The following is a 13,505-nucleotide window of genomic DNA, read 5'->3' on the forward strand; positions in this document are numbered from 1 at the left end:
TTAAAAATTTTGTTTATCCTCTTTTTTCATCATGAGCAATCACCTGTCACCAAAGCAAAATCTATGGAAACGACTACTTACCCATCCAAATATGCATTACCAAAAGAAATATTCGTTGTAGGAAAAACCAGATTCAAATGGTATGATCTGGCAAAAGATACTGCAGAAGTTTCCGCACAGGATATTCAGAATGCTAAAATCTGTATTGAAAATGCCAAAGAAAACTTTCAGGATATTGAAGATCTTGGATTTGTCATTATGCACCGATGTGGTGAAAATTACCTTCTTCTGGTCTGTACCTGGCGAAGTGAAAACGAATTATGGGAAAGTGTTTATTACGATGGAACCGGAAAATTTGAAATCTGGGACAGAAATAAAACCCACCTTCCAACCTACTGCGTCTGGGAAATGGGTATTGTTTACCATGAGTCCCAGGCATGGAAGAAATACTTGGGAACAGCAAGACAGGAAAATCACAAGATGGAATATCTTAATGACCTATTTGAAGGAGAGGTATAGAGGTAAGGAAGCTGGAGGTTACTTTCACTATTTCAATTAACTATATGAATATAAGAATATTACTTTTTCTTAACGCAAAGATTTTATTTAGATTAGGTATTATTTTAAGGGAGCTAAGGTAGCGACTTTGTCGCTGATGAAGTTGTCTGGATATGCGTCCGCTTCAAAAGAATCAATGAAATTGATTCCAGCTTTGCTTCCTAAAAATATTACAGTTATACCATAAAATCTTTGCGTCAAATTTAATTTGCACAATCATCATACATCTCCACTACTCACTCTTATTCTTTACTTGCAACTAATCATAACCTCCCTCATCAATTCGCTCTGTTCTTTTCATCAAAGTTGACATTACGGTTAGCTCCTTTTACCTTCTTATTTCCGAATGTATAAGTTGCGGATACAGTAAGCCTTCTGGCATCGTAATAATTATTAAAATAATGAGAGCCTGTAGTATAAAATATTTCCCCTTTACTTCTTGACTGTTTAAATATATCCGAAACAATGACATTAACCTGCAGATTTTTATCCATCAGATTCATTTTTACTCCCGCTGTAAAGTTTCCTACAAAGTCCCAACGTATATTTCCGGAATTGGAAGGCAGACGAAACCAGTAGTTGGCAATAATTTGAACCGTTTTCTTGTTATTGAGCGATATATTATTCTGAATATCAAAATCATAACCATATCCTTTTTTAGAAGAAGCATCAGTAGTAAAAACACTCATATCCATATAAGATAAATCTGCCGAGTAATTGGCTTCCCAACGTTTGAAAAAGGTATCCGAATAATTGATAGTAGCCCCTATGCTGTTTTGATGATAATAATTGAAAAAAGTACTTGTTCTGCTCTCTCCCGATAAACTTGCCAACTGACCAAATCCATCCAATGTTCTCTGAAAATAAAGGGTAGTTGATAATTTCCCTTTATACACATGAGAAAATTCAAAATTATGATTGATAGACGGCTGTAAAAATGGATTTCCTGTGAAATAAGAATTTACATTAATATACCATCGATAAGGATTGATCGCACGAAACCCCGGTCTATTGATCCTTTTGGAATAATTGAGACTGAAGGTATTGCTCTCGTCACTTTTGTACATCACATAGGCTGTTGGAAAAAATTTCCCATAAGAATTTTCAGACTGCTGTCCGGAAGTCAGGGAGTTTCCATTGACTGTAGAATACTCATAGCGAAGCCCCACTTTTCCTGACCATCTTTCATTAAATGATTTTTCAAGACTGAAATAGGCAGCATAGTTTTTTTCATTGTATTTAAACTCATTGCTCTTCAAAGCATCAGTCACATAATTTCCATTCTCAAGATTCTGATAGAAAATACTGGAATTATTATCAAAATTAGTAAACTTCACCCCCGCTTCCGTTTTTGCAAACTCATAAGGTAAAGTAAGGTCTGCCTGTCCGGAATAAATTTTATAATCCACTACCGATGGTGATCTTACAATAAACTCATCTCCGGAATTTTCTATGGTTGTAAAATCAATCGTTGTTTTGGGAAGATTTGAAAAGTAATTTCCGGTAATACTTAGTTTATTATCCTGTTTTCCAAATTTAACATCATAATAAGCACTTATGGTTTGTTGTGTGGATTTCCCTCTGTGTTCAGCATACGTAGACAATGTATTGGTATAGTTATCATTCTGAAAATAATCCGAAGTATTCTCAATATCCATATTAGAATGTCCAAATCCATAATCATAGATAAAACCTACATTGGATTTCTTTCCTAGCTGATAATCAACGCTCAGATTAGCTCCAAGACCATCTCCAAAATCTCTTCTGTCATCATGACTTTTAAGTCCCTCAACCCCTGTCATTCTATAGTTTTCAAAAGAATGTTTTTCAGATTTATTCTGTCTTAGCTTTAAAGAAGAACGTAGCTTTTCATTCTGATAGTTAATAGTTGCACTGTTGGAAAACCCGGAATAAGTCTGCTGCTGAAAGCTTGTAGTAAGGCTTCCGCTCCAGCCAAGATTCTGATTTTTCTTCAGAACAATATTGATAAGTCCACTGTTTCCCTGCGCTTCATATTTTGAAGGCGGAGCTGTAATGACTTCAATTTTTTCAATATTCTCGGATCTCAAACTCTTTAGATAAGTCACAAGTTCTGTGGAAGAAAGATTCAATATTCTGTCATTAATCATCACTGCAACCCCACTTTTTCCGGCAATAGAAACGCCTGCATTCTCATCTACTTTTACTAATGGTGTTGTAGCCAAAGCATCTGCTCCATCCATTCCCTGAGAGGCCACAGAACTGGCAACATTAAAAACCAATCTGTCAGCCTTTCTTTCAATCAGCTTTTTTCTGGCAGTGAGTGTTACGCCTTCAATCTGTTTTTCTTTTTTCTCTTCAATGAAAAAGTCCTGTTTTACATCACCCTGTATGGCAACATCCATAACAGAAACTTCAGTTCCATCCTGTATCAGTTTAATATTATAATTCCCATTATCTGAAAGTTTCAGTGAGTAATTCCCTTTTTCATCAGAAATAGCAGTCTGTTTTTTCTGATCCTTTACAGCAATTACTTCCACATAGGAAACAGCTTTTCCTTTTTGAGTAATTTTCCCTGTAATCGTTTGTGAAAAAAGTGCTGCCGGTAGCAGAATAACTGCTGAAAGTAAAATCTTCTTCATGTAATTTGATAATCATAGTTTTATATAAGACAAGCAGATCTTGATTTTTATTACATGTGAAAAAGGAAAGGAAGATTGATGCTGGAAGATGGAAGTTATTGAAGTCGGTAAGTAAATAATATTTTTTTAACCAGTTTTGAATAATCTATCATCAACAGATTACAATGTCTTCATAACCAAAAGTATTTCCAGCTTCCCTCTCCCAGCTTCCAGTCCATAAAGAAAAAACTATATTTAAACTTATCAATTAAATACAATCAATTCACTACCATCTCTCTATAACCCAACAGTACTTCCAGCTTCCTTCTCCCAGCTTCCTGCCTCACAATTAATTTTCTTCCCACAAATCACTATTTGGTACTGTACTTGATTTATCCCCACTTTATAATATCAAACATGAAAAAAGGACTGTTTGCATTGTCTTTACTGCTTATCCAGATTATTGATGCACAAAACCATTCTCAACATATGGATCCTTTAACGGGAACCGAAAATCTAGTACTTGCTTCACAAGAGATCATTGCTGCACCAGTTATTAAAGCAGACAGAATTTTTGATTTTTCTACCAAAGTTGAGATCATCTCACAGAACCCAAGTGACAAAATCTACTATATGACTTTGGATGCTGGTGACATCAATAAAAAAAAGAAATTCACTGCTTACAAAAAGCCTTTCACTATTAGCAAAACAACACAGATTCAATCTTATGCAGAAAGAAAAAGAGAAAAAAGTTCAGTAGCAACAGTAAGCTCCAACAGAAGACCTAATTATTGGGAGATCACTACCCTTTCAAAAGTCAACCCTCAATATACAGCTACCGGAAAATTCGCATTAATTGATGGAATCAGAGGTGATCTGGATTGGGAAAAAGGAGACTGGCAGGGATATCTGGGACAGAATTTTGAAGCCGTAATTGATTTTCAGTCGCCACTGCAAATCACTCAAATTACTTCTACTTATCTTCAGGATAGCAAATCATTAATCCTGATACCTAAAAAAGTGGAATACTATGCTTCTATGAATGCTAAAGATTTTTTTCTGTTAGACACAATCGAAAATGATATTGATCCTAAAGATGAAAAAATCCAGGCCAAAGATTTTACGACTGAAATTCTTCCTACCGAAGCAAGATATCTTAAAGTGAAAGCTTACTATTCTGGAAAACTTCCCGGATGGCGTCAGAAAACAGGTGGCGAAACCTCTATCTTTGTGGATGAAATTTCTGTAAAATAAAAATCATTAATAACCATGAAAAAATTATCATTATTTCTCTTTTTACTGTTAGGTATTATGAAAATATCAGCTTGCAGCTGTGTCAAGGGTACTTTAGCAGAAAACTACTTAGAAGCTAATGTTGTAGGAGTTATAAAAATCCTGAAAGTATATGATGAAAATCCTGATCAAAGGACATATAAAGCTGATGTAGAATTTGAAAAAGTATATAAAGGAACAAAATTCACTACATTAAATGTGAGAGGGTTAATTGGGCAAGCCTATTCAGGAGCATGTGAAAAAGAAATAAAACCTAATGAAAGATATTTGATTTTATTAAGTGGATCTAACAACCAATATGGTATTTCATCCTGTTCTCCTATGTCCAAATTAGATCTCCAGCCTACAAAAGATGAGGATATCCAACTTGAAAAATTAAGCAAAACTTTTTCTTATTTAGAGAAAAATAAATTAAAATTTAAAGGTGCTCAGTTTTCTTATTACTACGATGAAAAACAAGGAGATAATCCTCAATCTGAACTTTCAAAAATAAGTAATTTCAATCCTAAACAACCCTTTGCGATCTACAAAGTAAAATTAAACGATTCTTTTAAAATTAAAGAAATATCACCTGTTATCGCTTTTGGAAGTAAAGACAAAACTATTGAAGGGATTATGAAAAGAAACATGATTATTGAAACACCAATGTATAGAAACACTTCGGAGAAAAAAGAATATTTACTCCTGCTTTTTTACAATAAACAGAATATCAATATTCCAAACAGAGAAGTAATATCTGATTCCTGGTAATAAAAAATAGCCTCTTCAAAAATGAAGAGGCTATTTTTTATTCTGAGAATATCTTAATTCTTTCTGCCCATTGCAGAACTTCAGGAAGTTCCCTATCTGAAAATTCAATATGAATCACTCTCCTTTTCTTTCCATTCGTAGTTCTATTTGAACCATGCAATGTAAGCGGTTTCATCAACATCACACCTCCTTTTTCTACCTTACAGATCTCTTCAGTTTCTACATTCCAGTCAATAGTTTCCGGTCTGTAAATTCCTTTGGAATGGGATTCCGGAACAACTTTTAATGCTCCATTATTTTCATCCGTATCATCCAGATGGATTCTGATGGTATAAATATTCTCTAAAATATCCAATGGCGGCTGTACGGCGAACTGATTTTGCTTTGTAGTCCAGGGACCAAAACCAGATAATTCCAGCTTTTTATCTACAGAAATCGTCAGATCCTGATGGTAAGCAACATACCAATTGGACGTTTCAGGTTTATCAAAATAAATACTTTTTACCACAAAATACTGCTCGCCAAAGATTTCATTGATAATTCTTCTGATATTATCATTTAAGATGAGGTCTTTAATGTCCGGAACTTCCTTTAAAAACTGTCTTATGGCAAACAGATCTTCGGATTTCCTGAAGTTCTCTTTTGAAGTATCTATGTTGTCCAGAACATGAATGATTTGAGTCACTTCTTCCTCAGAAAACACTTCATTAATAACCGAAAAGCCATATTTTTCAATATGGCTTTTGTATGATGATAAGTTTTTTAAACTCATTATTTAAATTTTGTCTAAAGGTTCGGTTAACTGTCCTTCCCATTTTGATACTGCTGAAGTAGCCAGTGTATTTCCTAATACGTTAGTCATACTTCTTCCCATATCACAGAAGTGGTCAATTGGTAAGATTAAAGCGATTCCTTCCGGTGGAATTCCAAACATTGAACAGGTTGCTACAATGATTACCAAAGAAGCTCTCGGAACTCCTGCAATTCCTTTTGAAGTAAGCATCAATACCAAAAGCATAGTGATCTGCTGTCCAAGTGTCATTTCTACACCATAGATCTGTGCAATAAAGATTGAAGCAAAAGTCATATACATCATACTTCCATCCAGATTGAATGAATATCCTAAAGGCAGAATGAATGATACAACTCTGCTGTTACATCCGAATTTTTCAAGCTCTTCCACCAATTTTGGAAATACGGCTTCTGAACTGGTTGTAGAGAATGCAATTAATAATGGTTCTTTAATTCTCTTCAATAAATCAAAAAGACGATTTCCAAGAATAAAATATCCCACTAATAAAAGTACCAGCCAAAGAACTCCTATTGCAAAGAAGAAGTCTCTTAAATAGATGGCATATACTTTAAAAATTTCAAAACCATTGGTAGCTACTACCGCAGCAATTGACCCCAATACTCCTAGCGGAGCAAACCACATGATATATCCTACCATTTTCAGAATAGCATGAGCAATGATGTCAAAAAGCTTTACTACTGGTTTAGAATATTCTTCTCCTAAATTGGCTAAAGCAACTCCAAACATAATAGCAAATACTACAATCTGTAATACCTCATTGGTAGCAAAGGCTTCAAATAAACTTTTAGGAATCATATGCTTTACAAAGTCTTCCATTGAAAAACTTTTACTGCTTTTCAAAAGATCTTCTGCAGAAGCTGCATCCTGAATTGGTAGCTTGGTAACGTGTCCCGGTTCCAGCCAGTTAACAAGTATCAACCCGATAAAAAGCGAAACCAAAGAGGCAGAGATAAACCAAAGCATTGCTTTTGTTCCTACTCTTCCAATCATTTTGATGTCACTCATTTTAGCAATTCCCACAACAAGTGTAGTAAAAACCAAAGGCGCAATAATCATCTGTACCAGCCTGATGAAAACCGTTCCCAATAATTTAATGTTCTTGGAAAATGGTTCTGCACTTTCCGGATACTGTACGTGTACAATACCTCCAATTCCTACTCCAAGGATAAGCGCGATAATAATTGCTATAAAAAGTTTATTCTGTCCTTTCATATATATAGTTCAATTTGCGCAAATATAATGGTTTTTGAATTGGCAGAATATTTTATTCTAATCATATTAAGGCCATATTAAGTTTCTGAAACATAAAAATTAAATCGCTGGTTCAGAAAATATTGTAAAAAATTTAAGAAACATTTATTGAATTTTTATTCTTTTGGTACAAATTTTATTATTACATTTGATTGTATAACAACATTAATAAATATACAATATGAAAAAAACTATCGCAATGGCTGCATTAGCTGTAGCTGTATCTTTCGGGGCAGTTTCTTGTAAAAAGAAAGTTTCTGATGCCGATCTTCAGACTCAAGCTACCACAGTAGTAACTTCTAATCCCAATGCTTCTGTTGAAGTAAAAGAAGGTGTGGCTCATTTAAGCGGAACTTTCGCGGACCAGGCGTCTAAAGATGCTATGATTGCACAATTAAAGGCAATTAAAGGTGTAAAAGACGTAATGGATATGTCTAAAGTTGAAGTAACTCCAGCTCCGGCACCTGTTGAAACTAAATCTGCTGTAGATCCTGCTGTTCAGAAAAAAGTTCAGGATGCAGTGAAAGATTTCCCTACAGTAAAAGTAGAAGTTATCAATGACGAGCTTACCCTTACAGGAAATGTTTCTCAGGAGCAGGCTAAGAAAATTAAGCAGTCTGTTGACGCTTTAAAAGTTGGTAAAGTTAAATTTAACTACACAGTAAAATAATTAAATTAAGATGAGTACATTACAAGATAAATATTCAAGCGTAGTTTCAGCGGCTCAGTCTGCTGGGATCTCAAACCTACAGGTTCAGGAACAGGACGGAATTTTATATGTTTCCGGAGATGCTTCCAATACCGCTGCAAAAGATGCAGTTTGGAATGCTTTAGGAGCTATTGATTCTACTTATTCTGCTTCAGATATCAATATCGATGTACAGGTTGCAGGTCTTGCTTCAGGGGCTTCTCTTACGGTAGCTACTGAAGAATCTAATCTGAACATCAGACAGGAGCCTTCAACTGAAGCTGCTGTAGTAGGAAAAGCAGCAAAAGGATCTGCTGTAACTCTAATTGAGCAGACTTCTGATGACTGGTGGAAAGTAAAAACTGCTGACGGTCAGGAAGGATATGCTTATTCAAGATATTTAAGAGCATAAAATATTTTTTTAAATATTCACAAGGAACATCCCTATTATTGGGATGTTTTTTTATTTTTACGCTTTGGAAAGCTCAATGAAGAAAATCTTATTATTCGTGTTTTTGGTATGCAATGTACTGATTGTATATGCCCAAAGACTTCATATTGATGGAAGGGTATCTGATCCGGAAAAAAAACCTGTAGAAAACGCTACAATATACCTGCTGAAGGCTAAAGATTCTACTATTATCAACTATACTGCAACCAATAAAGAAGGTAAATTTTCATTACAGACAGATGAGATAAAAGAACCTTCATTTTTAAAAATTGATGCTGAAAAATTCTCCTATTCAAAAACTCTTGAAAAGATTGAGAAGTCTTTATCTCTTGGTGATATAGAACTTGAAAAGAAGAAAATTATTGACATTGACGAGGTGAAGATTACGGTTTCTCCTGTCAAAGTAAAAAATGACACGATAGAATTTAACGCCTCTGCTCTTAAGGTTCGTCCAGACAGCCAGATTGATGAGCTTTTGAAACAAATTCCAGGGGTAGAAATAGGTAATGACGGGAAAATTACAGTTAATGGAAAATCCGTAGACCAGATTATGGTTAATGGAAAACCATTTTTTGATAAGGAAGGAAAAACAGCCCTACAAAATCTTCCTGCAGATATCATTAAAAACATCCAGTTTACTACAACAAAGACTAAGGAAGAGGAATTAACCAAAAGACCGGCAAAATCTCAAAATACGACCATTAATTTCAATATTGATGAGAAGAAAAACAAAGGTCTTATGTCTAAAATATTGGCCGGATATGGTTCTGATAAACGGTACGAAGGAAATGTATTCTTAAATTATTTTAAAGGAGACACCAAGATCAGTGTTTTGGCATCTGCCAATAATATCAATTCAAAAAGCAGTTCAGGGGATCAGATTTTTGATACCATGGGACGTGGCAGTGCAGGACAGCAAGGGGGCGGAATTCAAAAATTCAGCAGCTTTGGGCTGAATTATAATGATAAACTTGGAAAAGATGGCAATCTCGACAACCTCAGCCTTCAATATACAGATTCTAACAATGAAACCCGTTCCAAAGCTTCAAAGACGACACTTCTTCCAGATTACACTCTCAAAACAGATTCTGAAAGCAGTAATCAAAATGAATCAAGACAATATAATTTCAACAGTTCGGTAGGAATAAAGCTGGATTCATTGACTAATATTTATATTGCACCTTCATTTTCAAAATCAGAAACCTTCGGTTCAGGGCAATCTGTATCTTCAACTTTAAGGATAATCAACTTTTAAATGAAAGTAAAAATATCACTCAAACCAGAGGAGAAACCAATACTTTCAGCCCCAATATCAATTTCTTTAAAAACTTTAAGAAAAAGAACAGATCATTCATGGCAATAGCCAATACTTCTATTACGGAATCTAATAATGATAACATCAATCAGTCATTAAACTCTTTTTATAAAGACTCCGGTATGACGACTGATAACCGTAATCAGCTGCAGAAGACCCGTTCTCAGGATAATAATTACAGCTTTATAGCCAAGTATACGGAACCGATTTCAGATTCTGCAACAATAGGCATAGGTCTACAATACAGCTCAAAATTAACCAGAGATATAAGAGATTTTAATGATTTTGATCCTGTTACGGGGCAGTATTCTCAATACAACATCCGTCTTTCCAATAGTATGGATCAAAGAATCAATCAGTTTACTCCTGAGTTATCTTATTATCTTTACAAAAAGAAATTCGGTCTCTGGGCTACCTTAAATGCTGATATTTCAGATATGAATGTAAATTCGGTTTTTAACGGACAGCTGTACAACCTTCAGAAAAATTTTGTTCTCCCAAGGTATTCAACCACTTTCAGATATTCTTTTACGGATCGCCAGTCATTGATCTTATCCAACTCCTCAAGTTTCACGATTCCTGATGCCGGAAAACTAATTCCTTATCAAGATGAATCTAATCCTTTAGTTACCAATACCGGAAATCCTGATCTTAAAAATACCTGGATTAACGAAACCAATCTTACTTTCAACAGCTATAATATGGTGAAGAACTTAAACTACCATATTACAGCCGGGTTTACCTATAGAAATAATGATGTTATCAATTATTCCAAGTATGATAATTCCGGGAGACAGATTATCACTTACAGCAATATAAGTGGAAATAAAAACTTCAGTTTTAATATGGGGCTAACCAAAACATTTAAATGGAATGATCATAAGCTTAGAATTGCACCCAGGTTCAGTATGAATTACACCTATAATAATGGATTTATCAATGGAGAAGCATTTAAAAGCCAGGCTTACAGCTTCAATCCTGGGCTTAATCTGAACTACGAAATCAAAGACATTTTTACTATAAAACCATCTTATAGCCTTGGATACAGTTTTTCCAATTATACCAATTATAATGTAAACACAGTGAATACCACCAACCAGTCTTTAAAGGTTGAACTTACCAACTATATGTTCCAAAAGTCTTTTTTCATCGGAAATGATTTCTCATACAACACCAATTCTAATATCGCTCCCGGATTTAAAAAAGATTTCTACTTCTGGAATGCCAGTTTGGGATATTCATTTTACAATAAGCAGCTGACTGCAAAAATAAAGGTATATGATGTGCTGAATCAAAACCAAAGTGTGAAAAGAACCATTACGGACTCTTATTTTGAAGACCGGGAAGATCTGATCCTGAAACGATACATCATGTTTTCCCTTAGCATGAAACTGAATAAATTTGCCGGTAAAAAACCGAAAAAGAAATAAACACCATACTTTTATATATATTTTCATAACAAGCCGGAAAGTTTTCCGGCTTTTTTATTAGCTAACCACAAAGTCACAAAAGTTTTTGAAAACTTAAGTTATTTTAAAGTAACTACTAACTGTTTGAGAAGTACACTTAAGTTCTGAAAATCTTCAGTTTTCACCAATATCCCAATCGAAAGACTACACATTCCCCTCTTCTGGAGGGGTGGCAAAAATTCAAAGAATTTTTGCCGGGGTGGTCCTAACTATTCACTAGCTCCTTCCACCACAAAAATTCTTTTACAATTTCAACAATCAACAATAAAAAATCAAAACAAATCTACTTTTAAACGAAGATTCATCTGAGAAAATACCATGAAAGTATTTTTATTTCTAAATTAGCCACAAATTTTACTTATGAAGACCCATATTTCACTTGTATTCATTCTTCTTTTCATTCTTGGAAAGGCTCAGAATACGGAACAAAAAGACAATTTCGTTAAAGATAATTTCACCAAGAAGGAATTTTATATTCCCATGCGTGATGGAGTAAAGCTTTTTACAGCTGTTTATATTCCCAAAGATATTTCAAACAAGAACAAATATCCGTTTCTGATGCAGAGAACCTGCTACAGCATTGCTCCTTATGGTGAAAATGAATATAAAACCAAAGTGGGCCCCAACACTTACCTGATGAAAGACAAATATATTTTTGTGTATCAGGATGTACGTGGAAGATATATGAGTGAAGGAACTTTTACCAATATGACTCCACAGGTAGAACGTAAAACTAAGAAAGATGTTGACGAAAGTACAGATACCTATGATACTATCGACTGGCTTTTGAAAAACGTTAAAGATAATAATGGTAAAGTAGGACAATTCGGGACTTCTTATCCTGGTTTTTACACGGCTGTAGGAACATTAGCACAACACCCGGCATTGGTTGCGTCTTCTCCACAGGCTCCTATTTCTGATTTCTGGAATGATGATTTTCTGCACAATGGAAGATTTATGCTGGGCTATTTCAGAACATTTCCTGTTTTTGGAGTTCAGAAAACAAAACCTGAACAGAAAGCATGGTATATGGATTCCTTCATTAAACAAACCTCTGAAGATGGCTTAAAATTCTACAGAGACATGGGAACTTTAAAAGATGCCTATGAAAAATACTATAAGGATAATTTCTTCATGACAGAAATTATGAATCATACCAACTATGATGAATTCTGGCAGAAAAGAGGGCTTCTTCCACATCTGAAAAATATCAACCATGCAGTAATGACTGTTGGTGGTTGGTTTGATGCTGAAGATCTTTCCGGACCTTTAAATATCTACAAAACGATAGAAAAAACAAGTCCTAAGGCTAAAAATACTATTGTAATGGGACCTTTCTCTCATGGTGGATGGTCTCAGGAACAAGGAAAACATTTCCACAGTGAAACGTATTTCGGGGACAGCATCGCAACCTATTACCAGAAAAATGTTGAGACAAAATTCTTCAGTCATTATCTGAAAGGCAATACCAAAGAAGATGCAGGTCTTCCTGAAGCCTTGATGTATGACACCGGAGCAAAACAATGGAAAGAATTTGCCTCTTATCCTCCTAAAAATGCACAGAAAGTAAATTTCTATCTTTCTGATAAAACATTGAAAAAATCTTCAGGACAAGGGTATTCAGAATATTACAGTGATCCTAATAATCCGGTTTTAAGCTCTGATCACTTAAAGGATTTCAATGGATTTACTCCTAAAAATTATATGTCAGAAGACCAAAGATTTGCAGTTGGAAGACCCGATGTATTAACGTTTACAACAGATGTCCTGACAGAAGACATTACTTTTGCAGGAGAAATTATGGCCAAACTGAATATTTCTTCATCTTCTACAGATGCAGACTTTGCTGTAAAACTGATTGATGTTTATCCTGAAGATTTCAAACCGGCAGAAAAGAAAGATGGTGTAATCTATGGAAACTATCACCAGATGGTAAGAAGTGAAATTATGCCTGCAAGGTTCAGAAATACAAAAGAAAAAGGAGAAGCCTTAGTTCCTGATCAGAAAACGGCGGTCAACTTCAGACTTCAGGATGTTGTTCATACCTTCAAAAAAGGACATAAAATTCAGATTCAGATCAGCAGTACGTGGTTCCCGCTTTTTGCTTTGAATCCCCAGAAGTTTATGGATAATCCAAACTTTGCTACTAAAGAAGATTATACCAAAGCATTTATTAAAGTGTACGGAGACAGTTCTATTGAAGCTGAAATCTTAAAATAATTAAAAACGCTGTTCATCTGAACAGCGTTTTTTTTTGATCTCTCGCAGATCGAGCTGATTTTGCAGATTATTGTTCTAAAAAGCAATTTTATTTCC

General features: G+C 34.7%; 11 protein-coding genes. 8 read left to right on the forward strand and 3 right to left on the reverse strand.

What is annotated here, in order from left to right; all coding sequences use genetic code 11:
- Positions 1 to 63: 63 nt before the first annotated feature.
- Positions 64 to 519, forward strand: coding sequence for a hypothetical protein (locus BOQ64_RS19635; RefSeq protein WP_129055102.1), 456 nt, complete (start codon positions 64 to 66; stop codon positions 517 to 519).
- Positions 520 to 836: 317 nt separating this feature from the next.
- Here the strand turns inward: BOQ64_RS19635 and BOQ64_RS19640 are convergent, their stop codons facing one another.
- Positions 837 to 3,179, reverse strand: coding sequence for an outer membrane beta-barrel family protein (locus tag BOQ64_RS19640; RefSeq protein WP_129055100.1), 2,343 nt, complete (start codon positions 3,177 to 3,179; stop codon positions 837 to 839).
- 396 nt (positions 3,180 to 3,575) lie between these two features.
- On the opposite strand from BOQ64_RS19640, the gene BOQ64_RS19645 reads away from it, so the two are divergent.
- Entirely contained in the window at positions 3,576 to 4,412 is an 837-nt protein-coding gene (locus BOQ64_RS19645) for a chitobiase/beta-hexosaminidase C-terminal domain-containing protein (RefSeq protein ID WP_129055098.1), read from the forward strand.
- 15 nt (positions 4,413 to 4,427) lie between these two features.
- Positions 4,428 to 5,201, forward strand: coding sequence for a hypothetical protein (locus tag BOQ64_RS19650; protein WP_129055096.1), 774 nt, complete (start codon positions 4,428 to 4,430; stop codon positions 5,199 to 5,201).
- Positions 5,202 to 5,238: 37 nt separating this feature from the next.
- On the opposite strand, the gene BOQ64_RS19655 is transcribed toward BOQ64_RS19650, so the two are convergent.
- Together BOQ64_RS19655 and BOQ64_RS19660 are read right to left on the reverse strand one after the other, a co-directional pair.
- Positions 5,239 to 5,973, reverse strand: a complete 735-nt coding sequence (locus BOQ64_RS19655; RefSeq protein WP_129055094.1) for a phytanoyl-CoA dioxygenase family protein — start codon at positions 5,971 to 5,973, stop codon at positions 5,239 to 5,241.
- A 3-nt stretch (positions 5,974 to 5,976) separates the two neighbouring features.
- Positions 5,977 to 7,227 (reverse strand): dicarboxylate/amino acid:cation symporter, encoded by a 1,251-nt coding sequence (locus BOQ64_RS19660; protein ID WP_129055092.1) that lies wholly within the window; start codon positions 7,225 to 7,227, stop codon positions 5,977 to 5,979.
- 220 nt (positions 7,228 to 7,447) lie between these two features.
- Here BOQ64_RS19660 and BOQ64_RS19665 point away from each other — a divergent pair, with 220 nt between their 5' ends.
- From BOQ64_RS19665 to BOQ64_RS19680, 5 genes are all read left to right on the forward strand, one after another.
- Positions 7,448 to 7,936, forward strand: coding sequence for a BON domain-containing protein (locus BOQ64_RS19665; protein WP_129055090.1), 489 nt, complete (start codon positions 7,448 to 7,450; stop codon positions 7,934 to 7,936).
- Between the two features lie 10 nt (positions 7,937 to 7,946).
- Complete coding sequence (locus BOQ64_RS19670) at positions 7,947 to 8,366, forward strand: SH3 domain-containing protein (RefSeq protein ID WP_066697722.1); 420 nt, start codon at positions 7,947 to 7,949, stop codon at positions 8,364 to 8,366.
- Between the two features lie 76 nt (positions 8,367 to 8,442).
- Positions 8,443 to 9,660 (forward strand): TonB-dependent receptor, encoded by a 1,218-nt coding sequence (locus BOQ64_RS24215; protein WP_228448491.1) that lies wholly within the window; start codon positions 8,443 to 8,445, stop codon positions 9,658 to 9,660.
- A gap of 98 nt (positions 9,661 to 9,758) precedes the next feature.
- A complete protein-coding gene (locus tag BOQ64_RS24220; protein ID WP_262708780.1) occupies positions 9,759 to 11,150 on the forward strand; it encodes an outer membrane beta-barrel family protein in 1,392 nt (463 codons plus the stop codon).
- 399 nt (positions 11,151 to 11,549) lie between these two features.
- Entirely contained in the window at positions 11,550 to 13,409 is a 1,860-nt protein-coding gene (locus BOQ64_RS19680) for a CocE/NonD family hydrolase (RefSeq protein ID WP_129055088.1), read from the forward strand.
- Positions 13,410 to 13,505 lie beyond the last annotated feature (96 nt).

Source organism: Chryseobacterium sp. CH25 (genome assembly GCF_004119455.1).
Lineage (GTDB): Bacteria > Bacteroidota > Bacteroidia > Flavobacteriales > Weeksellaceae > Chryseobacterium.